Origin of the sequence: Microbispora sp. CA-102843 (assembly GCF_050936215.1) — a bacterium.
GTDB lineage: Bacteria > Actinomycetota > Actinomycetes > Streptosporangiales > Streptosporangiaceae > Microbispora.
Genome location: NZ_JBNJNF010000001.1, coordinates 2,013,359 through 2,036,970, shown reverse-complemented (window position 1 = coordinate 2,036,970; position 23,612 = coordinate 2,013,359). Strand labels below are relative to the sequence as shown.

The following is a 23,612-nucleotide window of genomic DNA, read 5'->3' as shown; positions in this document are numbered from 1 at the left end:
CTACCAATCCTGGGACGAATCATTCCGGTCGCGTGGTGGTGGCGCGGGCCGCCGTGACGCGCGCACCGCCAGCACGACGATCAGGATCACCGCGACCGCGAGACTGAAGACGACCGCGAAGACCAGCAGCAGGACGAGCACGCTCATCGTCGATCCCTTCGGTGGGCCTGTGCGCGGATCAGGCGTGCGGCGACGGCCAGGCCCACCGACGCGTACGACACCGCGCGCGCCAGCAGTACGGACCTGGGGATGTCGGAGGGGGTCGGGCGGGGACCGTCGCCCAGCTCCGGGCGGTGCTCCACCCGGCCGCCGTAGTCGTTGGCCCCGCCGAGACGTACGCCGAGGGCGCCGGCGAAGGCCGCCTCGCAGCGTCCGGAGTTGGGGCTGGGGTGGCGGTGCCCGTCCCGCGCGAGGACGGCCGCCGCGCGGCGCGGGGAACCGCCCACCAGGCCGGCGAGGCCCGCCGTGAGCAGGGCCGTCAGCCGGGCCGGCACGTAGTTGGCCACGTCGTCCAGCCGGGCCGAGGCCCAGCCGAACCTCGCATAGCGCGGCGACCGGTGGCCCACCATCGCGTCGAGCGTGTTCACCGCGCGGTAGCCGAGCAGGCCGGGCACGCCGAAGAGGGCGCCCCACACGAGCGGGGCGACGACGGCGTCCGAGGTGTTCTCCGCGATGGACTCGACCGTGCCCCGTGCGAGCTCCGCCGCGTCCAGCCCGGACGGGTCGCGCCCGCACAGGTGCGGAAGGCGGGCGCGGGCGGCGGCCAGGTCGCCCTCCTCTAATGAGTGGGCCATCAGCGTGCCCTCCCTGCCCAGCGTCGTGCCGCCGAGCACCGCCCAGGTGGCGGCGGCGGTGACCGCGGCCCGCGCGACCGGGCTCGATCGGGTCATCCGCTCGGCGAGCAGCCCCGCGGCCGTCGCCGCGCCGACGCAGAGGGTGGTGTAGGCCAGGCCCGCTAACCGCGAATCACGATATATGCGCTTTTCGAGGGCGGCGGCGCGGCTGCCGAACACCGCGACGGGATGACCCCGCCGGGGATCCCCCACCGCGGCGTCGATCGCGGCCCCGGCGAGCAGCCCCGCCGCCGTGGCACCGTCCATGATCCGGGTCACGCACGCATTCTGCCGTACGTGCCCATCTGTCACGAGATGGGCTCGTCGCCGAGGAGGCGGCGCTGGATCGCGTCCTCGTTGGCGTCGAGCCAGGCGGCGGCGCGCCTGATCCGCCCGCCCGCGCCGCCGGCCCACATACGCGCCCAGCCGCCGCCGAGTGTCCTGGCCCGGTCCCGCATGAGCGCGTAGGAGCGGCCGAACCGCATCCTGGCCGTCTCCACCAGCATGAGCCGGTCCCGCAAGGGGAGGCCGTACGCGTCGCAGAACGCCCGCACGCGGGCCGCCGCGTCCAGGGACCGCTGCAGCGGGTCGCGGTCCAGCGGATCGGCGAGCGGGGCCCAGTGCCGCAACGTGGTGACCACGTCGAACAGCCGCGTCGTCGGCCTGGCCAGGTCGAAGTCGATCAGCGCGTACGGCAGAAGTCCCGCGCCGGGCCGCTCACGGAAGACGACGTTGGCCGGGGTGACGTCGCAGTGGCCCACGAGCTCGGCGGGACCCTCCGGCGCCGAGCCGTCCTCCCAGACGGCGCCGGGAGGCGGACCGAACGAGGCCGCCGCGTCGTGGAAGCTCCGCAGCAGCCGGGCCAAAGTGGTCAGCGCCTCGTCGCTCACCGCGTACGCCGGCAGGGGATGCGCGGGCACCACACCCTCGACGTACGTGAGGATCGCCCGGCCCCGCTCGTCGATCCCGAGAACCCGCGGCGCCCGGTCGAACCCGGCGGCCTCCAGGTGCCGCAGCAGCGCGTGGACCGACGGCGACGTGGCACGCATCGGCCGCCGTACGGTCGCGCCCACCCGCACGACCCCCTCGGAGACGTCTCCGATGAGCGGGATCTCGCGTACGGACATGGCGATGGAGTGTAGCCGTGAGATCACTCGGCCGCAGTCGGGCGCGATGTTCCCTATCGTTCCGGTCAGAACCATCCTGGTCTTCCTCCGCGAGAGCACGGCGAGCGCCTGCGGGGCGGTGTGAGAGTCCTCCACCCGGTCGGCGACACCAGACGCGCAGAGGCCCTGACGAGGGCCTGAGCAGCGTCGGCGCAGGCCGACCGGCCCTCCCTGACGAGCACTCGCGGGCCCGCGCGAGACGTGGTTCGGCCGATGTCCGGGAAACCGGGTGTGTACCCGGTCCCCGGATCATGCAGAATTAGGCACGAGCGCCCTTAGCTCAGCTGGATAGAGCATCGGACTTCTAATCCGACGGTCGGGGGTTCGAATCCCTCAGGGCGCGCTCCCCCATCCAGCCCGGATGCCCTCTGAGCTGGCCCTTCACATGATCGGGCTGTCGCCGAGGATGCAGCCGGACGCCACCAGATGCAGCCCCTAGCGGCCAGTCCCGGAACATATCCGGAATGATCTTGGCCACGTTTTCCCAGGTCGGCGCAGAGATTCCGCACGCGTCCGGAATGATTCCGAGCTTCCCCGGGTATGCCGAAGGGCCCCCGGCGTGAACCGAGGCGCGAAGAAACGCCTCACGGCCCCACCCGTCAGCAGGTCGCCTTACCGGCTACGCGCTGACGCGGCATCGCTCGGCGGGCAAAGACGTGCGCTCCGTCTGCCAGGCCTCCCCCCACTGCCGCTGGCCTTCTTACGGGCCACGGCGGACAATCCTTGCGAGAGGATTCCTTCTGCATTGTGGGGGTCGAGTGTGATCACGAGTAGACGTGGCGTCTCGACCTTAGGCGTACTCATCATGCTGGCCGCCGGGTGCTCGGCGGGTGGACCGACGCCAGGGGCGCAAGGCACCGGGCGGTCGTCCGGCGCATGCGTTTCCACCGTCACCCGGGACGCGCTGCCCACCTGGGCGAGGGCGGGGTTCAGCGATGACGGATCGGGCGCCCCCCACGTGTTCAGCGAGCACGGCGACATCATCGCTGTGCTGTTCAACTATCCGCCGGTGGCCTCCCCCGAGCCTGACGTCTCGAACAAGATTCTCTGGGTCTCGCGGCTGCCGCAGCAGCCGATGCGGCCGTTGACGATCGAAGCCGTGCTGGACGGGACGACTACGTCGGTGGTCCGCGAGATCGCCGGCGGCCCCGGGCCCTCGTCCGTCAACCTGCCCAAGGCGGGATGCTGGCACCTGACGTTGAGCTGGTCCGGGCACACCGATGCCATGACACTCAGGTTCACCTGACTACCGCCGTGCGGCGGCGGAGGGAGGGCATCAGGAGACGGGCGTGGACTCCAGCGGCACCCGGAATCTGCACTTCCCTTCCCGCTTGTGGTAGTCGTCTCGCTGAGGCGATAGGCGACCAGGCACGGCACCAGGAAGGCGGAGAGCGCCGGGGGCCGCGTAGACCGCCCAGCGCTCCGAGCACGTCGTGTCATACGGCCAGGGCATTCGTGATCCGTTGGTTGGCGACATCGCGTTGCCCGTCGATGCACTTGGCGTAGACCCTGAGCATGATGTCTATGCCGTGGCCAGCCCGCTCGGCGGCTTCCGGCGCGTGGACACCGGCATTGAGCCACAGGGAAACGGCCGCGTGGCGCAGGTCGTACGGCCGAGCCGCGAGGGGTGACGCGACCTGCTCGGGCGTGAAGGCGTAGCTCCGCGCCTCTTTCCAGACCTTTGAGTAGGCCGAGCCGGAGATCAGACCGCCCGTCCTGGTACGGAAGAGCCGTCCGTCGTCACCGACGCCGTGCCGCTCGATGTGCTCGCGAAGGATGGCGACCAGTTCGGGCGGGATCGGTACCTGCCGCGTGTCCTTCTCGCTGCGGTGCTTGAGCCCGCGATCGTCGTGGGTCTTGCCCGAGTCGGTGAAGCGCTTGTTGCTCTGCGGCTTGGTCTTTTCCAGGGTGAGCAGGCCCCAGCCGGATTCGGGAAGGCGACAGTCCTTCTCACGCAGCCCAGCCGCCTCAGCCGGTCGTAGGCCGCCGAAGTACATGCAGGCGAACATCGCGGCCAGCATCGGCCCCCGCGTCCGGCCGCAGTAGGTCACGGCCGTCAGCAGCTCGCGCGCCTGGGCGGGATTCACCACCGCGCGCCGATCGATCTCATCCGTCGACTTGGGACGGCGCAGCTTCACCCGGTCGAGCGGATTTGCCGAAAGCTCTTCCAGCTCTACGGCGTAGTCCAGGGCGTGATGGAACACGGCCCGCTTACGCCGGTAGGTCGAGGCCGCCGCCGCAGAACCGTCGAGGAGGAGCGCGAGCGCCTCCAGGGCCGCCCGTGCATGCTTGGCGTCCTCCAAGGCAGTGAGAGGCAACGAAGCCGCTTCCAGCCAGCGCAGCGCGCCCGCGATCTCAGGCGTAGGAGCCGGACGACGGCCGGCCGGCACGAACGCGAACTCTCGGAGAGCGCGCCGCAGAGTCTCGTCATCGGGGCGGCCCGGCCGGTCGCTGGTGAGCACGGGCGTGACGTTGGACAGCGCGTCCGTCATGCCCTCCCGGCTCTTGGCCGCTGCGTGAGGCCAGCGGGTCTCGACGTAGGCGACGGCGAACGCGAACCACGTGCGAGCGTTCTTCGCCTTGACCATGGACTCAGGGAGCCCGGTCTCAAGGTCGAAAGCTTCCCCGCGCTTCGCGGCCTGCCGCAGGTCCGACAGATAGCTCTCGGCCAGGCCCTTCGTGCGGAACGTCGAAGACTTCTCGCGGGTGTCCACCGTCCACCGCACGGTATGCGAGACGACCCGCTTCGGCTTCCCCGGCCCCTGAGAAGTCTTGTTCGCGCGGATCTCCCAGAACTTCACGTTGTAGGTCGGGTTCACGCCGCCTCCCGGAGGCTTTCCAACCAGGCGGCGAACTCGCTGCGGTAGATGCGGATCTCGCCGTTAGGGAGCTTGAAGCCCTGGGGTGCCTTGCCGATCTCGCGCCACCGATAGAAGGTGCGGACGGACACGCCGAGTTCGTCGAGGATCTCGGGAACCGTCATCAGCTTGTCGTCCTTTCTCATGCCGCCCTCCCCTCAGTTGCCGAAAGAACTTGTCCGTCTGCCTCGGCCTGGAGCCGGTCGAGGTGGTTGCGCCAGCGCTGGCGTTCATGAACCGACCGCAGGAGCCGGACGCCGATCGGGGCCAGGTCGGGATCACCGGGCTTGACCGGTCGCCAGATGTAGCGGTGGGGGTCGACCGGCTCGTCTTCGACGCCGAGGGCTTCCAGGACCCACGTGCGGCGGTCCTGCTTGTGCTCGGTCAGGGTCTTGTTGGACCACTTCCGCGAGACCAGGACGCGGCGGCCCGCGTAGCCAAGGTGATCGGGCTTGTGGGCCTTGCCCTTGCACCGGCCCGGAGCCATCCCCGGCTTGGCGCCCTTGGGCTGCACCCCGTAGCGCAGCCAGTTCGGGCAGGTCGGTGAGCAGGGCTCGAATCTCAGGGCGTCGAGGAGCCGTTCGGCGTGGGCCTTGCGGCGTGGGTCGTCGGTGCCGAGCGCGTCGCCGAGGGACTTGGTCAGGTACTTGGACAGGTACTGAATGAGCTGGTCGGCGTCCGGGGTTCCGGCGAGCACGCTCTGTATGTCGAGCTGGTCGCCGAAGCGGAGCACGTGCAGGGGTTCGGCCTCGTCGTCCTGGTCGAGCCGGTCGAGGGCCTGTTCCCAGGTCGGCAGCAGTTCCCCGGTGTCGGGATCGAGGTAGCTGGCCCCGTCCTCCCACACCGGCAGGCGGTCACCCTCGAACCGCACCTCATCAGTGGACGGCCACCACACCTGGTGATACGTGGCAGCGATGATCTGCCGAAGCTCCGCACGGGGCAAGGTGCCGCGGATCGCCATGTGCAGATGGGGTGCGAGCCGCCTTTGTGGTTCGACGGTGGCGAAGTACTGCACGTCATAGCCCGCGACGCGGCGGAGGTTCTGCACGAACCGGTCCACGAGCTTGGAGAAGTGCAGCGCGTCCCGGGCCGCCCGCGCGTAGTCGTACCGGTCCGGGTCGACGGGCGCACCCTCCAGCACCCGCCCATAGGAGGGCAGGGTGAGCGTGACGAACATCGAGGGCCGGTAGGTCTTACCGTCCAAGCCGGTGAAGGTCCGCCCGAGCGTGGTCTTGGTCATCTGCCGCGTGGGCAGATCCGGGGCGTCCTGCCGCCGCTTGGTCGAGCGCGAGCGCTTGCCGGAGGTGCGGCCGAGGACGTTGCCGCGCATCCCCGCCCTGTTGATCTCCTCGTCCAGTTCCACGATGGCGGCGTCCAGGTCGGTGGTGTCGCCGCCGGCCTTTTCGACCTCATCCCGCCATGTCTGAGCGTCGGCCCGCAACTCCACGAGATGGCGCTGATAGTCGTCGGCATTGTCCGGGAGGTTCACCGGCTCGGCTTCCAGGTGCCAGCCCTCCCGGCACTGCGCCCGCCGCAACTGGCGATTCCGCTTGGCGCACGGCGGGCATTTGCTCTCCAGCGTCGCCCCGCACGGCACGTCGATCACCTCAACCTGACCGGTGAGGATGTCCTGCCGCCGAAGCGGAACCGGGCGGATGCACACCCCGTACTGCTTGGCGATCTCCTCGACGACGCCCCGAGCCAGCGGCATCGCCATGCGGACGGCGCGAGGGGTGGCCCTGTCATTGGCAACTGTCACTGGTCACCGCCGGAGGGCTCGACGATCATGATTGCCTTCTCGCCGCACTCTCGGCACTCGATGACGCCCCGGACCGGGTAGAGCCACAGCGCGTTGCGGGTGCTGCAGGCCGCACAGGTGAGCTCGTCCAGAAGATGAGAGATCTCAACCACGGGCATGCGCCCCCGCCCTGCCGGTCGAGAAGGTGGCGACCATGGCGCGGATGTCCTCATCGGAGACGTAGGCCGCGCGCACGCGGATGGACGGGGGAGAACCAGGCGACGGGTGGACTACTGCAACGCGTACTGCAACAACCCGACACAACCGCTCACGATCACAACCGCCGAGCACCATCCCAGAGCAGGACACGAGCCTCTGATCACGTGCCGGGTGGTCCTTATAAGGAAGAGGTCAGCGCGGTATAGCGGAGGAGATCGCCGGGCCATCAGCCAGGGTAACGAGGGGGCAACCACGGTCACTCACGACCGGCCTGAAGCCCAGCTCAGCGGCGCTACGAGGCGTGATCCATACACTTCCCAAGCTGACAGCGCGGGTTCGATTCCCGTCACCCGCTCCACATAAAAAGGCCCAGGTCAGGGGATGATTTCCAACCCGGGCCTTGATTGTTGTCTGGGGTGATTGATCTTCACGGGCTATTAGCGGGCCATTAGCGCTTGATCAGTCCGCCGGAACCAGCCCGCCGGCCATGCCGTCCCCCTCATCGTCCTCACGCCACAGCCTGCCGGCCTGGAGTGGGCGCACACGCAGAGCGCGTGGATCGCCGCGGTGGTCGACGTAGCCCCACAGCCCGGCCGGGCGCGCGCAGAGCGGGTCGCCGAGGATCTTTCGCCCGCTACGGCGGCGCCGATCGCTGCCACGGGTTGACCAGTCAGCTCCACAGGTTGAGCGAGCTGCCGTACCTACGGTGATACCGATCCGTAGCGCCGTTTCTGCTGGTTAGCCGAATTTGTTGGATGTTCGGCGGCTGTCACCCTGTTCGGCGGCCGGGCCTGCGGGTGACCTGGAGCTCGTTCACCGCCTCGACGACGGGCGCCGCGCCGTCCTCTGCCGAGACCCGGACCGACAGGGCTTGGGCCCGCTGCCGATAGGCCGGGTCGGTCACCGTGGTGGTGAGCGCGGCGGCCAGCCGTGCGCGCGTCAGGCGGCGGAACGGGATCGCGGCCGGGGCCACGCCGAGTGCCGTCAGCCTGGACGCCCAGAACGGCTGGTCGTTCATGACCGGCACGGCCACGGCGGGCACCCCCGCCCGCACCCCGGCCCCGGTAGTGCCGCTGCCGCAGTGGTGGGCGATGGCGGCCATGCGGGGGAACAGCCAGTCGTGCGGTATGTCGCCGACCGCCAGCACGTCGTCCGAGATGCGTCCCCGCAGTCCTGTCTGCAACACGCCGCGCAACCCGGCCCGCCGCAGCGCGTGCACGGCCAGCTCCGTGTATTGCTCGGCCCGCGTGCCCGCCAGGCTCCCGAAGCCGACGAAGACCGGTGTGGGCCCCGATGTCAGGAAGTCGAGCAGCACCGGATCCGGCTGCCAGCCTCGCGGCCGGAGCGGCCACCAGTAACCTGTGATCTCCAGCCCCGGCCGCCAGTCGGCGGGGCGCGGCAGTACCAGCGGGCTGACCCCGTGGAAGACTGGCCAGCGCGTGCTCTCCCGGCGCCGGTAGAGGGCGCGGGGAGTCATCGGGGGCAGCCCGAGCCGGGTCCGCATCTTTGTGCTCATTCCGGCGAGCATCGGGCCGGCGGCGGGCAACTCGAACGCGAGTCGGGCCGCCCTGCGGTTTCCCCATCGTCCGAGCGATCGGCGGAAAAGGCTCAGGACCGGCGGAAAGTCCCCCGTGGGGTCTATCGGCTGCAGGTGCACCCCCATGCTCGGCACGCCCATCGCCTCGGCGACATGACAGCCCAGCGCGCCCGCCATGCCGAGCAGGAGCAGGTCGGCCTCCTGCTCGGCGATCGCGGTCAGGCCCTCCATGAGCTGCTCGCTGTATTCCTTGAACGCGCTGATGGAGAAGCGGCCGGTCAGTGCGGGGAGCGGGTCTCCGGGAAGTGGTAAATAATCCAGGCCCGCATCTGTCACCAGCTCCGCGTACGGCTCGTGCGCGGCGATGGCCACCTCGTGCCCGGCCTCGCGTAAGCGCATTCCCAGTCCTGTGTACGGCGCCACGTCCCCCCGTGTGCCGACCCCGATGATCAGAACGCGCATCCGCATCACCCCTCGTCTCGTTTTGTCATGCAGTCGCATGATAAACGGGGCGGTAAGCTTTTACCATGCACTCGCATGAGAAAGGTGGGGCATGCCGAAGATCGTCGACCATGACGACCGGCGCCGGCACATCGCCGAGGCCGTGCACCGCATCATCCACGACAAGGGCATGGAGAACGTCAGCCTGAGGGAGGTCGCCGCCGAGGCCGGAATGTCCATGGGGGCGGTCCAGTACTACGTCACGACGAAGGACCAGATGCTGCTGCTGGCGCTGGAGCACATCGCGGTCTGGATCGGGACCCGGGTGGCAGCCGTGGCCGCGCGTCAGTCCACGCCACTCGACCTGCTGCGGGAGACCGTGCTGGAGCTGTTGCCGCTGGATGACGAGCGCAGCTACCTGAACCGCATCGGGCTGGCGTTCCAGGCGAGCTCGGTGGTGGACGACGACCAGGCGGCCGCGATGCGGCTCGGGCTGCCGCTCCTGCTGTCGCTCCTCGCCGAGCAGATCAGGGCCGCTCAGGCCGCCAAGCAGCTTGCCGCCCAACTGGATGCCGACAAGGAGGCGAGCATCCTGTACGCCTTCGCACAGGGCACCGTGAACGCCACTCTGGTCGGGCACTACACGCCCGAGGAGGTCGCGGCGTTGCTCGACTACCACTTGGCGCGGCTCCGCTCGGGGTGATGGTCCTAGCGGGAATATCCGGCCGGTCCAAGCCGTAGCCGACCAATAGGCGTGCGGGATATACCCGGGATGATCTATGCCTTCGGCCGTTCCCCAACGCCCCATTCGGCAGGTCAGAGGCCATGTGGAGCCACGGAAGGCTAGTCCACTTCTAATCCGACGGTCGGGGGTTCGAATCCCTCAGGGCGCGCTCCCCCATCCAGCCCAGATGCCCTCTGAGCTGGGCCTTCCCATGATCAGGCTCTTGCCGAGGATGCAGCCGGACGCCACCAGATGCAGCCACCGGCGGCCACTCCCGGAACATACCGGGAAGATCTTGGCCACGTTTCCGCAGGTCGCCAGGCGGATTCCGCCGGCTTCCGGAACGATTCCGAGCCTCCCAGAACACGCCGAAGGGCCTCGGCGTGGACCGAGACCCTTCGGCGACGCGTGCTCGTGTCAGACGCCGAACAGCGCCTCGCCCCGGTCCAGGTGCGCGCCGCCGTGCGGCTGCATCGGCTCAATTTCCAGCGCCAGGTCGACGAGTTCGAACTGGTAACGGGTCTGGAGTTCAACCAGTTCCCGGCCCCGAGTGACGATCTGTTCGTACCACTCCTGGCCGACGTGACCGCTCATGGTCGGCATGGTCCGTTCTCCCCTCGGACGCGACGTTAAGGGATAACGGTGAGATGGGGACCACCAACACCAAGCATCCCGTTGATCACGTATAGTGACAATCCCTGACAAATAAGGTCTTTTGTGTTCTTATAACGATCACAACGGGGATCAAAGACACCTTCTGGGCAACGCCTGTGGTGCGGCATCGACCTCTCCGCCGCGATAGCGGCCATCCACCAAGCCCCGCACCTGCTTCTGCGGTGGAACACCCCCCTGCTCGCCTACGTAGAGCACCACCGCTCCGGCATCAAGAAGGATGTGATCGCCTGCCTGGCGGAGGAGCTCGGCCTGGACACCGACGACCTGAGCGCTGCATGTCCTGGCCGAACTCGCCGTCACTGCCTGGAGCGTCTCGGGACGCGACTGGGTTCGCGAGGACGGGCGGGGCGGACGGCAGGCCCGCATCCAACGCCTGAGTGAGGCGTTCGAAGCTTTCCCGGCAAGCCTTCACTTCGCCGCACCGTGACAGGTGAAGGGCGTCCCCGCAGCGGCGGGTTGCACCCATCCGTGCGACAACGCCCGCTGTCGGGACGGTGACGTACGGCGCGGCCCGTCGGGACGTAGGGCGAGTGGGAGAGGGGCGCTTCCTCGGTCGTCGCTGGAACGCCAGGGCCACGCCGTACGCTAGGGCCATGATCGAACGAGCGAGGGTCGCGGTCGTCGGGGTCGGCAACAACATCTCCGCGCTGGTGCAGGGCATGGCCGTCCACCGGGCGACGGGGAGTCTGGTGGGCGTCCGCCGGCCGGTCCTGGGCGGGCTGGGCGTGGCCGACCTCGATATCGTGGCGGCCTTCGCCATGTCCGCAGAGAAGGTCGGCAAGGACCTGCACGAGGCCGTCTTCGCCGCGCCCAACAACTTCCCCCGCCTCGTCGAGAAACTTCCTCCGTCAGGGGTCACCGTACGACGCGGTCTCACCGGCCCTGACGAGATGGAGCGGGTCACCGAGGAGTTCTGCGGCGCCGAGGTCGTCCTGTACGCTGCGCCCAGCGGACGGGAGGCCACGGCGCGGGCCTACGCCGAGGCGGCGCTGCGCGCGGGGGCGGCCTTCGTCAACATCACCGCCGACGCGGTGGCCCGCGAGCCCGGGATCATGGCGCGCTTCGCCGAAGCCGGGGTGCCTCTGATCGGCGACGACCTGGCCAGCCAGTTCGGCACCTCGGTCGTCCACCACTCCCTGCTGCGCCTCCTGGAAGAACGCGGTCTGACCCTGACCGACTCGTACCAGGTCAATCTGGGCGGCACCGAGGACTTCCGCAACCTCGTCGAGCACGGCGAGAGCAAGATGCGCTCCAAGCGCAACGCCCTGGACGGCGCCGCCGATCAGGTGGCCATCGCGCCGCTCGGGTACCTGCCGCACCTGGGGTCGCACAAGGTGGCGCACATCAACATCGAGGCGCAGGGGTGGGGCGGGACCTCGGTCAGTCTCGACCTGAAGCTCAAGGTCCACGATCCCAGCGGGGGAGCCGGGGTGACCGTCGACCTGATCCGCCTGGCGGCGCACGCGCTGCGAGAGGGACGCGGCGGACACGTCACTGAGGCGGAAGCGCTGCTGAAATCCCCGCCGCCCCGCTAGGCCACCGCCACGCCGAGTGTCCCGCCCCCCTGGCCAGCGCCTCCGGACGTCGGCCGACCACGACCGTCGCCGCGGTGAGTGCCCAGCACCCGGCGCGCATGCCCTAGGGTAGCCGGGCGCTGTGGGCGGACTTTCTCTCCGCGGCCTCGTCGAGGGCGCTGACCGCCCAAGCGGTGACGGTGAGATTGGCCCGAGCGGCGGCGGCGCTCCAGAGTTCGAACTCCTCGGCGGCGACGTTCAGCTGCACGCTCGTCTCCGCGGCGAGAGGGCCGAGGTCCTCGGCGGGTTCCGTCTGGCCGCGCGCGACGCTCCTGGGCTCGCCGCGTTCGGTGAGGCTGGCCCGCACCTCCTTGCGCAACTGATTACGTGACCAGCCGAGCTTCTCGGCCATGCGCAGCCAGTAGTCCTGTTCCGGTTCCGGCAGGGCGGCGACCTCGGCGTGGTGGCCGAAACTGAGCTTGTCCCGTCGGCGGGACAAGGGGAAACGGCGCGACACCCAGGCGTAGTTGCGCAGGGTCTGGTACCGCAGCGAGCAGAGTTCGACGGCGTCGCGGTAGCGGCCGACGTACCTGTCCTCGCCGAAGGCCAGCCAGTCCCCGAGACACCATGTCGTCGAAGAGTGCACCGCGGACAGCACCCGCCCGACGTGCAGCCATCTGTCGAACGGCAGCCTGCGGGGGAACTTTATGCCGGTCCTCTGTATCAACGCGATATTCGGATGAAGCGTGTCAGGCGTTTCCTCGGCGAGTACCTGGCCAACAGGAATCGTGGCTACAGCGGCAGCTGACATGGCGGGACCACTCAACCCTCATCACCCCCGTGACTGTACGCGCCGGTCGGCGGGCAGGTCCTTGCCGTCGACCGGCGTCAGTGCGAAGTTCACCGCGCCCGGGTACCACTATTTCGTTGCGATTGCGAAAGGCGCGGCCGAATTCCTGACCTCAAGGAGAGGTTGCCTTGCCTGCGGCCGGGCTGCCGTCCCCACGATCGGGCGGGCCGTACGGCGCCGCCACCCGGCCTACGGCTCGTGGCCTGCGCTGGCGCGCTATGGTGCTCCCCCACCAGCGCGCCGCGATGGGCGTCGAGCCGTATAAACATTATCGAATACATACTCGTGTGGCGAGCACCCCTTTCTCGGCACACGCGAATGTGTCACCTGAAAGATCTTACTGATGCCGCGTGATTGTCGGCATCGCTGCCGGGGTCAAACCATCCACTGAGGCCTGGAACGACGACTCCATTCTCACCATCCGTCGAGCGGTATTCACTTTCTGTGCCTCTTTCGTGAATCGGACGCTCAGGTCCGCCGCGCGGTCAGCTCGCCGCCGATCCGCTCCAGAAGGTCCGCCCAGGCGACCGTGAAGCGCCGCACGTTCTGCTCTTCGAGCGCCTCGGTCACCTCGTCGTACGGCACGCCGAGCGCCGCGAGCCGCTCGAAGACCTGCCGCGCCTCGGCGTAGCCGCCGCTGATCGCGTCGCCGTGGAACTCGCCGTGGTCGGCGACCGCGAGCAGCGTCGACTCGGCCAGGGTGTTGACGGTGCCCGGCGCGGCCAGCTCGGTCACGTAGGCGGTGTCGGCCATCGCCGGGTCCTTGGCGCTGGTCGACGCCCACAGCAGCCGCTGCGGCCGGAAACCGCGCGCTTCCAGTGCCGCCCATCTCCGTGTCGCCGTCCGCTGCTGGAGCAGCTCGTAAGCCAGGCGCGCGTTGGCGATCCCCGCCTGGCCGCGCAGGGCCGCGGCCTCGGGCGTGCCGAGCTTGTCCAGGCGTGCGTCGACCTCGCCGTCGAGCCGGCTGACGAAGAAGGCGGCCGTGGACGCGCCCGCCCGCTCCGGCCCGGCGGACCGTTCGAGTCCGGTCATGAACGCGTCGATGACCTCGCCGTAGCGCCGCAGCGAGAAGATGAGCGTGACGGTGACGCTGATGCCCTCGGACAGGCACTGCGTGATGGCCGGAAGCCCCTCGGCCGTGGCCGGGATCTTGATGAAGAGGTTGGGCCGGTCCACCGCCCACCAGAGGGCTCTGGCCTCGGCGACGGTGGCCCGCGTGTCGCGGGCGAAGCGGGGGTCGACCTCGATGCATACGCGGCCGTCCACGCCGTCGCTCGCCTCGTGGACAGGGCGCAGGATGTCGCAGGCCCACCGGACGTCGTAGGTGGTCAGCGCGCGGACGGCCTCCTCTGCGGTGACTCCGCGGGCGGCGAGGTCGTCGAGGTCGGCGGCGTAGGCCGGTACGTCGGACAGCGCCTTGGCGAAGATGGGCGGGTTCGAGGTGACGCCGCTGACGTGAAAGTCGCGGACCAGCGCGGCGAGTCCGCCACCCGCCAGCCTCGACCTGCCGATGTCGTCGAGCCAGACGGACACCCCTATCTCGGTGAGCTGGGCCAGGCGGTCGGGCGATGCCTTCATGGCGCTCGTGCTCCTCTCGTCGCGTTCTCGGGCCGCTGGGTGCTTCAGCGTTCGGCGTCGCCGCGGATGAAGCGCTCCACGGCCTCGCGCGCCTCGTCGTCGCTGCACTGTTCGGGCGGCGACTTCATCAAGTAGGAGGCGGCCGACAGCACCGGCCCGGCAAGCCCCCGGTCCTTGGCGATCTTCGCCGCGCGCACCGCGTCGATGATGACCCCGGCCGAGTTCGGGGAGTCCCACACCTCCAGCTTGTACTCCAGGTTCAGCGGCGTGTCGCCGAACGAGCGGCCCTCCAGCCGCACGTAGGCCCACTTGCGGTCGTCGAGCCACGGCACATGGTCCGACGGGCTGATGTGGACCGCCGACCGGTCCATCTCGTGGGGGACCTGGGAGGTTACCGACCGCGTCTTAGAGATCTTCTTGGACTGGAGCCGGGTGCGCTCCAGCATGTTCATGAAGTCCATGTTGCCGCCGAAGTTGAGCTGGTACGTGCGCAGCAGCTCGACCCCGCGGTCCTCGAACAGCTTGGCCATCACCCGGTGCGTGATCGTGGCGCCGACCTGCGACTTGATGTCGTCACCGATGACCGGCACGCCGGCCTCGGTGAACTTCTCGGCCCACTCGGGGTCGGAGGCGATGAAGACGGGCGGCGCGTTGACGAAGGCCACGCCGGCGTCGATGGCGCACTGCGCGTAGAAGCGGCCGGCCTCCTCCGACCCCACCGGCAGATAGGACACCAGGACGTCGGCACGGGCCTCCTTGAGCGTCCGCGCCACGTCGGCCGCCTCGGCGTCGGACTCGGTGATCGTACGCCGGTAGTACTCGCCCAGCCCGTCCAGAGTCGGCCCCCGCCGCACGGTCACGCCGGTCGGCGGCACGTCCGTGATCTTGATGGTGTTGTTCTCCCCGCTGACGATCGCCTCGGACAGGTCGCGGCCGACCTTCTTGGCGTCCACGTCGAAGGCGGCCACGAACTCAATGTCACCCACGTGGTAGGGACCGAACCGGACATGCATGAGGCCGGGCACCGGCGTGGCCGGGTCGGCGTCCCTGTAGTACTCGACTCCCTGGACGAGAGAGCACGCACAGTTCCCAACGCCCGCGATGGCGACTCGTACCGAACCCATCAGGATCCACTCCTCAGTTCGCACGACAAAGAACGCCGCCCGATATATCGGCGCGATGCATGGTCACGATAGGAAGCGCCGTCCGGCGAAGGCAAGGAAACGAATGCGGCCCGCCGGTCCCTTGCCGATCGGGCCGCCGTATGCACGGTGCGGGCGCGGGCTCCCGCCCTGTCCCGCTGGCGGGACATACCCGAGAGGCGGGCAGAGGAACGTCCGGCCACGACGCGGGCGTCGACTCCACGTCCCGCCATGTTCGGGGAATTCGCGATGGAAATGCGCGAGGCTGCCGACGCTTGGCGAAATGCGGGAGCCGCTGGTTCACTGAGACCGCCGGTCGGAAGCAACAAAAGGGGGCGGACTCATTGCCCGTGTTATTCGAATGCTGGTGGGATTCCGTCCCGGAATTGATGGAGCCGCGATGGCGCGCGGAGCGCACCTCGGTATTCGGACCGTTCAGCGGCATCACCACGAATCCGATGCTCATGCTGGAGGCGGCCAGGCTGCTGCCCCTGGCGGCGCCCGCGGAGTCCGGTTGGGAGTTGTACCTGGCCTGCGCGGAACGCTCCGCGCGGCATCTGGCGGACCTCGGCCTGTCCCTCCCCTTCTGCGTGCAGCTCGATCCGCGGCTGGCCTCCGACACCGGGGCCATGTTGGACCAGGCGGCGCAGATCGTGAGCCGGATCCCGCAGGCCACCCTCAAAGTGCCGCTGACCAGCGCGGGGATAGCCGCGATGGGGCCGCTGGCGGCCTCGGGTGTGCCCATCAACGCCACGCTAGGCTTCTGCGTCGCCCAGCTCGTGGCGGCCGCCCGTGCCATCGCGGCGGCGCAGGGACCGCCGAGGCGGCACGTCCTGACGCTCATGCAGGGCCGTCTCGGCGACTTCGGGCTCAGCGCCTTCGTCGGCCCCGAACCCAGGCGGGTGCGCGCCGCAGAATCGGTCGTCTTCCACGCCGCGTACGAGGCGCTCCGGCCCTACCGTGAGACCGTCACCCTTTTGCTGGGATCATTACGGTCAGGGCCCGATCAGGAATGCTGGAATTACGCCGACAAAATCGGTAAAGACGTTATTGTCACGCTTCCTCCGAACTTTCTGGATAAAGTAGGCTTGCCGCGACCCGGCCGGGATTACGGGCGTGTCGACGACCGCCTGTACGAGCAGGCGCTCCGCGACCCCGACGTCCGGCGGTACGCCGCCGAGGACGGCTTCACTCCGGTCGAGTCGGACCGGCTCGCCCCCCTAGTCCACACGCACGAAGAGATGGTTCGCGCGATCGCCGGCTTCGACGCGCTCTCGGTCGGATCGCCCGTCTAACCCCGCGTTTGGAGTGTCACATGTCCATGAATATCAACAGTTCTGCACAGCGGTTCGCCGCCGAGGGGCCGACGCTCGCGAAGCTGGCCTGGCGGCGGGCGGACGTCGAGGCCGACGAATCCTGGCGGATCCCCATCACCCCCGAGGTGCTCGACGAGTACCAGGCCTTCCTGGCCGGAGCCGGCGACCCCGCCGCGCTCATCGAGACCGCCGAGCGGGCCGACCTGCACCTGCCCCACCTCGCCCACCTCGCCGAGCGGCTGCGCGAGAAGCTGTTCGGCCGCTTCGGCTTCGCCCTGCTGACCGGGCTCGACGAGCGCGGGTTCAGCGAGCAGGAACTGCGGCTGTTCTACGTGCTGACCAGCCTGCACCTGGGCGAGCTGCTCACGCCGTACAACAGGACGCACGACGTCTACGACCGCGGCTACGACTACCGCTCCTCCGACGTGTCGGTGTCGAAGACCCGCGTCCGCGCGCCCTTCCACACCGACAGCACCTCCAAGCGGGTCTTCCCCAACGTCTTCGGCCTGCTGTGCGTCAGGCCCGCGAAGGAGGGCGGACGCAACCTCCTGGTCAGCGCCTGTCAGGTGTACCGGCAGCTCGCCGAACAGAGTCCCGAGCACCTGCCGTCGCTCTTCAAGGACCACTACCGCAACACCGTCACCCCAGGTGACGAGGAGACTCCCATCAGGGACAACGCCTATCCGATCTTCACCTGGGACGTCTTCGCGGCCGGCCCCACCCTGCGCTACCTGCGGCACTGGATCGAGACCGCCTACGCAAAGGTCGGCGAGAGCGTCGACGCGCGGGACGCCGCGGCCTTCGACCGGCTCGACGCCGTCATGGAGGACGAGGAGAACGTGTTCGGGCTCGACCTCGCGGCCGGTGAGGCGATCTTCATCAACAACGCCGTCGTCGCGCACAACCGCACCGAGTTCACCGACCACCCTGAGCCCGGACGCCACCGCCTCCTCGTCCGCGCCTGGCTGCGGGTGCCAGACGGGCTCTGACCGCCAGAGGCCGGACGACCAGCACGAGGAAGGCGTCGTTGTGCGTGATGCGACGAGGCGTGCCAAAGGCGGCACGTTCGACCCGGCCGCGGCCGTGCACGACCAGGTGCGCAGCGCCCTCGTCCCGCTGGGCAGCAAGGCCCAGGCCCTGCGGAACCTGGCGCCGCTCCTACGGAACGCCGAGGTCTTGCCGCTCGCCAGCTTCACCGTCGAGGAGTGGTCCCGCGCCAGGGAGCCCGTCCTCGACGCGCTGTTCGCCCACCCGTGGGCGAATGGCCCGCTCATCGTCCGCAGCAGCACCCTGCACGAGGACGCGGCCGAGACACAGCAGGCCGGCCGCTACTGCTCGGTGGCCGACGTCCTCGGCAGGGACGCCGCGGGCCCGGCCATCGACAAGGTCGTGGCCTCCTTCGCCGAGGGCGGCAGGCGCGTGGCAGATCCGGCTGACCAGGTCCTGGTCCAGCCAATGGTGCGCGAGGTGACGCGCAGCGGCGTGGTCTTCACCTGCGACCCGAACACCGGCGCGCCGTACGTCATCGTCAACTACCACGATGGCGACGACACCGCCGCGGTCACCGGCGGGCGTGGCGAGGGCCTGCACACCCGCATCCATTGGAAGCCCTCCGGGATCACGCCCACCGACGACCGGACGCGGCGGCTCCTCGCCCTCGCCCAGGAGCTGGAGACGCTGACCGGCGAGGAGCGGCTCGATATCGAGTTCGCCTTCGGCGCGCGCGACCGGCTCTACCTGCTGCAGGCAAGGCCGCTGCCGACAGCCGGCGCGGACCCGGCCCTGGTCGGCGCCCAGGAGCGTTTCCTGCGCAGCGCGGCCGCGCGCATCAGCAGGGGCGGCCCGCACCCCACCCTGCTGGGCACGCGCACCGTGTTCGGGGTGATGCCCGACTGGAACCCGGCCGAGATCATCGGCGTCCGGCCGCGTCCCCTGGCGTTGAGCCTGTACCGGTGGCTGGTGACCGACCGGGTGTGGGCCGAGCAGAGGTACCGGTACGGCTACCGCGACGTACGCGGCTGCCCGCTCATGGTGGACTTCCACGGCCTGCCGTACATCGACGTACGGGCCAGCTTCAACTCGCTCCTCCCCGCCGACCTCGACGACGGCCTGGCCGCGCGCCTGGTCGACCTGCAGCTCGACCGCCTCACGGCAGATCCGGCGTTGCAGGACAAGGTGGAGTTCGAGGTCGTCCAGTCGTGCTACACCTTCGACACCCGAACCCAGACCCGCGCCCGCTATGGCGACGCGCTCACCGGCGACGAGCACGACGCGGTGGGTGACGCCCTGCTCGCGCTGACCAACCGGCTCCTCGATCCGGCGCACCCGGCCCGGATGCAGGACGACGCCGGACTCGCCACGCTGGAGCAGCGCTGGGAGACCATCAAGGCGCTGGCGCTTCCACCTGTCGCCGAGGCCCGCTGGCTGCTGGAGGACTGCGCACGGTACGGCACGCCGGCCTTCGCCGGACACGCCCGGCTGGGTTTCGTGGCGGTCGAGCTGCTGCGCTCGATCGTTCGCGCCGGGGTCCTGACCGGCCAGGACGCCGAGCGGCTGATGGCGGGACTGGACACCGTCACCCACGTCATGACGCGCGAGCGCCAGGCGCTGTCCCCCGGGGAGTTCCTGCGGGCCTACGGCCACCTGCGCCCCGGCACGTACGACATCGCCTCGCCGCGCTACGACGAGGCGCCGCACCTGTACTTCGCCGACGGGCCGAACCCGGCCGCCGCCCCGGCGGCCGAGCCCTTCCTGCCGAGCGCCGAGCAGGTACGGACGCTGGACCGGCTGGCCGCCCGAGCCGGCCTCGACGCGGACGGCCCACGCCTGCTCGCCTTCATCGCCGAGGGCATCACCGCGCGGGAGAACTCGAAGTTCGTCTTCACCCGGCACCTGTCCGACGCCCTGTCGAGCATCGCCGCCCTCGGCACCGAGCTGGGACTGTCGCGAGACGACTGCTCCTTCCTGAGCGTCCGGACGATCGAGGAGCTCTACCAGGGAGCGGGCGTCCGGCCCGAGCGGGTGCGGCGAGTCGTCGAGGACGGGCGCGAGGCGCACGCCCTCACCCGGCAGATCGTGCTGCCGCCGCTCATCTCGCGCCCCGAGGACGTGTTCACCTTCGACCTGCCGACGTCCGACCCCAGCTTCGTCACCCACGAGTCGGTGGTGGGCCCGCTCGCCCCGGCCGAGGCGGGTTCGGTACTCGACGGGAAGATCCTGCTGCTGTTCAGCGGCGATCCCGGCTACGACTGGATCTTCTCCCACCCCATCCTCGGCTTCATCACGGCCTACGGCGGCGTCAACTCGCACATGGCCATCCGCGCCCACCAGTTCGGTATCCCGGCCGTGCTGGGCGTCGGCGAGGAGGCCTACCGGCGGCTGACGGAGGCCAGCCTGGTGGCCGTGGACTGCGCCAACCGGCGGATCGAGGTGGTGCGATGAGACCGGTGCTGGTCACCATGAACGTGGTGGTCGACGCCGCTCGCCACGAGCGCCGCGACACCCTCGACCAGGCGTGGGCGGACTTCCTGGCCGCCTGCGATCTTCTGCCCGTCCCCGTACCCAACCGCCCCGCCGCGGTGGAGCTCATCGAGCTCGCGGGGGCCGGAGGGGTACTGCTGACCGGCGGCAACGACCTGGCGGCCTACGGCGGGACGGCGCCGGAGCGCGACGCGGCAGAGGAGGCGCTGGTGGCGGCCGCGCTGGAGCGGCGTCTGCCGGTGCTCGGCGTCTGCCGCGGCATGCAACTCCTGCTTCACCGCTTCGGCGCCGGCCTCGAACCCGTCGACGGCCATGTCAGCACCGAGCACACCATCGAGACCGACGAGGGGCCGAGGATCGTGAACAGCTTCCACCGATGGGCCGCGCGGGAGAGTGCGGGGCCGCTGCGCGTCACGGCGCGTGCCGCCGACGGCGTCATCGAGGCGGTCGCGGCACCTGAGCTGCGGCTGACCGGCATCATGTGGCATCCGGAGCGCAGAGCCGTCGCGGACGCCCGCGACACGGCCCTGTTCCACGAGACGTTCGCAGGTGGGCAGTGCGCGCGGTGATCCTGGCCGCCGGGCGCGGCAGCCGTCTCGGCCCGCACACCGACGAGCGGCCCAAGTGCCTGGTCGAGGTCGGCGGGCGCAGCCTGCTCGACCGGCATCTGGCGACGCTGGCCGAGGCGGGCGCGGGCGAGGTGGCCGTCGTCACCGGCTACCGGGCCGCGGACCTGGCCGCCCGCGTGCCGTTCACCTTCCACGCGCCGCGCTGGGCTGAGAGCAACATGGTGGTTTCGCTGACCGCGGCGGCCCCCTGGCTGTGCAGCGCGCCCTGCCTCGTCGTCTACGGCGACATCTTCTACAGCTCGGCCACCGTCAGGGCGCTCGCGGCTGCGCCGGGCGAGCTGGCGATCGCCTACGACCCCCAATGGCTCGAGTTGTGGGCACGACGCTTCGACGACCCGCTCGCCGACGCCGAGACCTTCCGGTTGCGCGCCGACGGCACCGTCGCGGAGATCGGACGGCGTGCCGCCCGCGTGGAGGAGGTCGAGGGCCAGTACATGGGCCTGCTGCGCTTCACCCCCGCGGCGTGGCTGCGGGTCGAGCGGTACCTGGGCGGGCTGACGCCGCGCCGGCGCGATGCCCTCGACCTGACCGCCCTGCTGCGCGCGCTGATCGGCCGGGGCGAGGCCGTTCACGCCGTCCCCAGGACCGGTCCGTGGGGTGAGGTCGACCAGCCGGGCGACCTGGCGCTCTACGACGCCTCGGCCGGGTGAGGGCGTCAGGTGTCCCCATTCCTCCTCGCCCTCGTCCTGCTCGTCGCGGGGGAGTTCGCCGCCTTCGCCGCGGTCCGCTGCCACCGGCGGGCCTTTCCGTGGCTGATCACCCGTCGCGACCTGGCGCCGCCGATCAGCCCCGAGGTCGCCGAGGCCCACGCCGGCCGTTCCTTCGACGCCGATCTCGGCTGGTGCAGGCGGCCGGGCGAGCACGGGGCGGAGAGCACGTCGCTCGGTGTCACGACCTACTCCGTGGACGCGTTCGGACGCCGCACCGAACCCGGACATCCGGGCGAGGCGTCCGCGCCTATCGCCTGCTTCGGCGACTCCTTCACCTTCTGCCGCCTCGTCGGCGACGGCGACACCTGGCCACATCACCTGTCCACGCTCACAGGGGTCAACGTCGCCAACTACGGCGTCGGCAACTATGGCCTGGACCAGGCGCTGCTCCGGCTGGAGCGCGAGCTGCCCGGCCTCGACGCGCAGACGGTGATCATGGGAGTGGTGCCGGAGACGATCGCGCGCGTGCAGTCGGCGTGGAAGCACTACTTCGAGTACGGCAACACCCTCGCCTTCAAGCCGCGCTTCACCCTCGGGGCGGACGGGCTGGTCCTGCGTCCCAGCGTCATCCGCCGACCGGAGGACTACCTCGACTACCACCGCCTCCTGCCGGAGCTGCGCGCGCTCGACCCCTTCTACCGGCGCAAGTTCCGGCCAGATTTGCTGGCCTTCCCTTACCTGCCCCGCCTGATCCGCCGGGCGCGCCGCCACCTGCCGATCCTGCTCCACCTGACGGCCGGGCGGCTGCGCCGGGCCCCCGACGGCGGCTTCCGCCGCGCGTTCGACGTCGTGGTCGCCGAGAACCACCGCCTGGCCGCGCGGCTTTACCGCGAGGAGCCGTCGACCGCGTTGCTGACCGCGCTGGTCGGACGCTTCGCCGAGGCGTGTCGTACGGCGGGCAAGACGCCCGTGCTGGCGATCCTGCCCCAGCCGGCCGATCTGGCGGGCGAGAGCGCGGCTCACGAGGCGTTCTTCGCGTCCCTGCCCGTGAAGGTGGCGGTCGTCGATCTGACGCCGGTCTTCCGCGCCGAGCCCGACCCGGCGGCGCTCTACGTCGGCGGAAGGCTCGGCCCGCATCCGAGTGCCTACGGCAACCACCTCATCGCCATGACGCTCGCGACACGCGTCCCCGCCCTCCACGCCATCTAGAAAGGAACCTCATGAAAGCCGTGCGCTACTACGCACCCGGACAGGTCCGCGTCGAGCATGTGCCGGAGCCCGAGCCGGGGCCGGGCGAGGTCAAGCTGCGCATCCGCGCCAGCGCCCTGTGCGGCGCCGACGTGCGAATCCACCGCCACGGCAGTCACCGCCTCGTGCCTCCCCGGGTGCTGGGCCACGAGATGGCCGGTGAGGTGGCCGCGCTCGGCGAGGGGGTCACGGGCTGGTCCGTGGGCGACCGGGCGCAGGTCATCGGGGCCATCCCGTGCGGGGCGTGTGCGCAGTGCGCCGCCGGGCGGCTGAACGTCTGCACGGTGCTGGAGGCGATGGGGCACCACTACGACGGTGGTTTCGCCGAGTACTGCGTGGTGCCCGCCAAGGTGCTGGCGGTGGACGGCCTCAACCGGATCCCGGCCGGGACAGGCTTCACCGAGGCGGTGTTCGCCGAGCCGCTCTCCTGTGTCATGAACGGGCAGGAACTGGTCGGCGTGGGTCCCGGCGACCGGGTCGTCGTGGTCGGCGCGGGCCCCATCGGCTGCCTGCACGTACGGCTCGCGCGCGCGTCCGACGCCGCGGAGGTCTTCCTCGTCGAGCTGAACAAGGAGCGGCTGGGTCGCGCCGCCGCCCTGGTCCGACCGGACGAGGCGATCTGTGCGGCGGACGGGCGCGTGACGGAGGAGGTGCTCGGCTTGACCGGGGGGCGGGGCGCCGACGTGGTGATCACGGCGACACCCGCGGGGGAGGCGCTGGAGCAGGCGGTGCACTACTGCGCGCCACGGGGACGCATCAGCGTCTTCGGCGGGCTGCCGAAGGGGGATCCCCTGGTCACGCTGGACGCCAACACGGTCCACTACCGCGAGCTCACGATCGTCGGCGCGAGCGCCTCGAACCCGGGTCAGAACGCGCGGGCGCTCGACCTGATCTCCTCGGGCGCGGTCGCGGTCGCCGACCTGGTCAGCCATCGGCTGCCGCTGGAGCGCTTCCTCGACGCGTTGGACATCGTCGAGCGCGGCGACGGCGTGAAGGTGACGTTCGAGCCGTGAG

22 protein-coding genes and 1 tRNA gene are annotated in these 23,612 nt (G+C 70.1%); 11 read left to right on the top strand and 12 right to left on the bottom strand.

From position 1 onward, the window contains the following. Genes ACQEVJ_RS09515 through ACQEVJ_RS09505 form a run of 3 tightly spaced genes read right to left on the bottom strand, consistent with a single transcriptional unit; the run spans position 1 to position 1,960 of the window. Positions 1-147: a hypothetical protein gene (locus tag ACQEVJ_RS09515; RefSeq protein WP_433099274.1), complete on the bottom strand. Its 147-nt coding sequence runs from the start codon at positions 145-147 to the stop codon at positions 1-3. After that, entirely contained in the window at positions 144-1,100 is a 957-nt protein-coding gene (locus ACQEVJ_RS09510; protein ID WP_433112628.1) for a cobalamin biosynthesis protein, read from the bottom strand. Before ACQEVJ_RS09510 ends, ACQEVJ_RS09515 begins: the two co-directional genes overlap by 4 nt. Positions 1,101-1,141: 41 nt before the next feature. Then, the gene (locus ACQEVJ_RS09505) at positions 1,142-1,960 is read right to left on the bottom strand and encodes a phosphotransferase (RefSeq protein ID WP_433099272.1); all 819 of its coding nucleotides are present in this window, start codon (positions 1,958-1,960) and stop codon (positions 1,142-1,144) included. Between the two features lie 308 nt (positions 1,961-2,268). Between ACQEVJ_RS09505 and ACQEVJ_RS09500 the strand changes: the two genes are divergently transcribed. Then, positions 2,269-2,342: transfer RNA gene (locus ACQEVJ_RS09500), tRNA-Arg, on the top strand. A 615-nt stretch (positions 2,343-2,957) separates the two neighbouring features. Beyond that, the gene (locus ACQEVJ_RS09495; protein WP_433099270.1) at positions 2,958-3,245 is read left to right on the top strand and encodes a hypothetical protein; all 288 of its coding nucleotides are present in this window, start codon (positions 2,958-2,960) and stop codon (positions 3,243-3,245) included. Between the two features lie 190 nt (positions 3,246-3,435). Here the strand turns inward: ACQEVJ_RS09495 and ACQEVJ_RS09490 are convergent, their stop codons facing one another. The 5 genes from ACQEVJ_RS09490 to ACQEVJ_RS09470 form a co-directional block, all read right to left on the bottom strand. Beyond that, a complete protein-coding gene (locus ACQEVJ_RS09490) occupies positions 3,436-4,818 on the bottom strand; it encodes a tyrosine-type recombinase/integrase (protein ID WP_433099268.1) in 1,383 nt (460 codons plus the stop codon). Then, positions 4,815-5,003 (bottom strand): helix-turn-helix transcriptional regulator, encoded by a 189-nt coding sequence (locus tag ACQEVJ_RS09485; protein ID WP_076435042.1) that lies wholly within the window; start codon positions 5,001-5,003, stop codon positions 4,815-4,817. The genes ACQEVJ_RS09490 and ACQEVJ_RS09485 overlap by 4 nt, the downstream gene beginning before the upstream one ends. After that, positions 5,000-6,574, bottom strand: a complete 1,575-nt coding sequence (locus ACQEVJ_RS09480; protein ID WP_433112625.1) for a replication initiator — start codon at positions 6,572-6,574, stop codon at positions 5,000-5,002. The genes ACQEVJ_RS09485 and ACQEVJ_RS09480 overlap by 4 nt, the downstream gene beginning before the upstream one ends. A 38-nt stretch (positions 6,575-6,612) precedes the next feature. Then, a complete protein-coding gene (locus ACQEVJ_RS09475; RefSeq protein ID WP_433099266.1) occupies positions 6,613-6,774 on the bottom strand; it encodes a hypothetical protein in 162 nt (53 codons plus the stop codon). Between the two features lie 809 nt (positions 6,775-7,583). After that, positions 7,584-8,813, bottom strand: a complete 1,230-nt coding sequence (locus ACQEVJ_RS09470) for a glycosyltransferase (RefSeq protein WP_433099264.1) — start codon at positions 8,811-8,813, stop codon at positions 7,584-7,586. Between the two features lie 91 nt (positions 8,814-8,904). On the opposite strand from ACQEVJ_RS09470, the gene ACQEVJ_RS09465 reads away from it, so the two are divergent. Then, positions 8,905-9,495, top strand: coding sequence for a TetR/AcrR family transcriptional regulator (locus ACQEVJ_RS09465; protein ID WP_433099262.1), 591 nt, complete (start codon positions 8,905-8,907; stop codon positions 9,493-9,495). A gap of 438 nt (positions 9,496-9,933) precedes the next feature. On the opposite strand, the gene ACQEVJ_RS09460 is transcribed toward ACQEVJ_RS09465, so the two are convergent. After that, a complete protein-coding gene (locus ACQEVJ_RS09460; RefSeq protein WP_433099260.1) occupies positions 9,934-10,110 on the bottom strand; it encodes a hypothetical protein in 177 nt (58 codons plus the stop codon). A 674-nt stretch (positions 10,111-10,784) separates the two neighbouring features. Here ACQEVJ_RS09460 and ACQEVJ_RS09455 point away from each other — a divergent pair. Next, positions 10,785-11,726: a hypothetical protein gene (locus tag ACQEVJ_RS09455; protein ID WP_433099258.1), complete on the top strand. Its 942-nt coding sequence runs from the start codon at positions 10,785-10,787 to the stop codon at positions 11,724-11,726. A 103-nt stretch (positions 11,727-11,829) separates the two neighbouring features. Here ACQEVJ_RS09455 and ACQEVJ_RS09450 read toward each other — a convergent pair whose 3' ends face one another. The 3 genes from ACQEVJ_RS09450 to ACQEVJ_RS09440 form a co-directional block, all read right to left on the bottom strand. After that, positions 11,830-12,432, bottom strand: a complete 603-nt coding sequence (locus ACQEVJ_RS09450; protein ID WP_433099256.1) for an LmbU family transcriptional regulator — start codon at positions 12,430-12,432, stop codon at positions 11,830-11,832. Between the two features lie 591 nt (positions 12,433-13,023). Next, positions 13,024-14,133, bottom strand: a complete 1,110-nt coding sequence (tal, locus tag ACQEVJ_RS09445) for a transaldolase (RefSeq protein WP_433099254.1) — start codon at positions 14,131-14,133, stop codon at positions 13,024-13,026. A 44-nt stretch (positions 14,134-14,177) separates the two neighbouring features. Then, positions 14,178-15,257 (bottom strand): inositol-3-phosphate synthase, encoded by a 1,080-nt coding sequence (locus ACQEVJ_RS09440; protein ID WP_433099252.1) that lies wholly within the window; start codon positions 15,255-15,257, stop codon positions 14,178-14,180. Positions 15,258-15,625: 368 nt separating this feature from the next. Here ACQEVJ_RS09440 and ACQEVJ_RS09435 point away from each other — a divergent pair, with 368 nt between their 5' ends. The 7 genes from ACQEVJ_RS09435 to ACQEVJ_RS09405 are packed head-to-tail and all read left to right on the top strand — an operon-like array spanning position 15,626 to position 23,611. Beyond that, on the top strand, positions 15,626-16,570 hold the full coding sequence (locus tag ACQEVJ_RS09435; RefSeq protein ID WP_433112622.1) for a transaldolase family protein: 945 nt from the start codon (positions 15,626-15,628) through the stop codon (positions 16,568-16,570). 20 nt (positions 16,571-16,590) lie between these two features. Further along, the gene (locus ACQEVJ_RS09430) at positions 16,591-17,580 is read left to right on the top strand and encodes a TauD/TfdA family dioxygenase (RefSeq protein WP_433099250.1); all 990 of its coding nucleotides are present in this window, start codon (positions 16,591-16,593) and stop codon (positions 17,578-17,580) included. A gap of 40 nt (positions 17,581-17,620) precedes the next feature. Beyond that, positions 17,621-20,032 (top strand): PEP/pyruvate-binding domain-containing protein, encoded by a 2,412-nt coding sequence (locus ACQEVJ_RS09425; RefSeq protein ID WP_433099248.1) that lies wholly within the window; start codon positions 17,621-17,623, stop codon positions 20,030-20,032. Continuing rightward, positions 20,029-20,640, top strand: coding sequence for a gamma-glutamyl-gamma-aminobutyrate hydrolase family protein (locus ACQEVJ_RS09420; protein ID WP_433099246.1), 612 nt, complete (start codon positions 20,029-20,031; stop codon positions 20,638-20,640). The genes ACQEVJ_RS09425 and ACQEVJ_RS09420 overlap by 4 nt, the downstream gene beginning before the upstream one ends. Beyond that, positions 20,628-21,350 carry an NTP transferase domain-containing protein gene (locus tag ACQEVJ_RS09415; protein ID WP_433099244.1) on the top strand — a complete coding sequence of 241 codons (723 nt, stop codon included), beginning with the start codon at positions 20,628-20,630 and terminating at the stop codon, positions 21,348-21,350. Before ACQEVJ_RS09420 ends, ACQEVJ_RS09415 begins: the two co-directional genes overlap by 13 nt. Positions 21,351-21,359: 9 nt before the next feature. Then, complete coding sequence (locus ACQEVJ_RS09410) at positions 21,360-22,559, top strand: hypothetical protein (protein ID WP_433099242.1); 1,200 nt, start codon at positions 21,360-21,362, stop codon at positions 22,557-22,559. Between the two features lie 11 nt (positions 22,560-22,570). Continuing rightward, positions 22,571-23,611: a zinc-dependent dehydrogenase gene (locus ACQEVJ_RS09405; RefSeq protein ID WP_433099240.1), complete on the top strand. Its 1,041-nt coding sequence runs from the start codon at positions 22,571-22,573 to the stop codon at positions 23,609-23,611. The last annotated feature ends 1 nt before the right edge of the window (position 23,612 follow it).

Coding starts and splice junctions, on each gene's coding strand:
- ACQEVJ_RS09515 (WP_433099274.1), bottom strand. CDS start 147: ATGAGCGTGCTCGTCCTGCTGCTGGTCTTCGCGGTCGTCTTCAGTCTC.
- ACQEVJ_RS09510 (WP_433112628.1), bottom strand. CDS start 1,100: ATGGACGGTGCCACGGCGGCGGGGCTGCTCGCCGGGGCCGCGATCGAC.
- ACQEVJ_RS09505 (WP_433099272.1), bottom strand. CDS start 1,960: ATGTCCGTACGCGAGATCCCGCTCATCGGAGACGTCTCCGAGGGGGTC.
- ACQEVJ_RS09485 (WP_076435042.1), bottom strand. CDS start 5,003: ATGAGAAAGGACGACAAGCTGATGACGGTTCCCGAGATCCTCGACGAA.
- ACQEVJ_RS09480 (WP_433112625.1), bottom strand. CDS start 6,574: ATGGCGATGCCGCTGGCTCGGGGCGTCGTCGAGGAGATCGCCAAGCAG.
- ACQEVJ_RS09475 (WP_433099266.1), bottom strand. CDS start 6,774: ATGCCCGTGGTTGAGATCTCTCATCTTCTGGACGAGCTCACCTGTGCG.
- ACQEVJ_RS09470 (WP_433099264.1), bottom strand. CDS start 8,813: ATGCGCGTTCTGATCATCGGGGTCGGCACACGGGGGGACGTGGCGCCG.
- ACQEVJ_RS09465 (WP_433099262.1), top strand. CDS start 8,905: ATGCCGAAGATCGTCGACCATGACGACCGGCGCCGGCACATCGCCGAG.
- ACQEVJ_RS09460 (WP_433099260.1), bottom strand. CDS start 10,110: ATGAGCGGTCACGTCGGCCAGGAGTGGTACGAACAGATCGTCACTCGG.
- ACQEVJ_RS09455 (WP_433099258.1), top strand. CDS start 10,785: ATGATCGAACGAGCGAGGGTCGCGGTCGTCGGGGTCGGCAACAACATC.
- tal (WP_433099254.1), bottom strand. CDS start 14,133: ATGAAGGCATCGCCCGACCGCCTGGCCCAGCTCACCGAGATAGGGGTG.
- ACQEVJ_RS09440 (WP_433099252.1), bottom strand. CDS start 15,257: ATGGGTTCGGTACGAGTCGCCATCGCGGGCGTTGGGAACTGTGCGTGC.
- ACQEVJ_RS09430 (WP_433099250.1), top strand. CDS start 16,591: ATGTCCATGAATATCAACAGTTCTGCACAGCGGTTCGCCGCCGAGGGG.
- ACQEVJ_RS09420 (WP_433099246.1), top strand. CDS start 20,029: ATGAGACCGGTGCTGGTCACCATGAACGTGGTGGTCGACGCCGCTCGC.
- ACQEVJ_RS09405 (WP_433099240.1), top strand. CDS start 22,571: ATGAAAGCCGTGCGCTACTACGCACCCGGACAGGTCCGCGTCGAGCAT.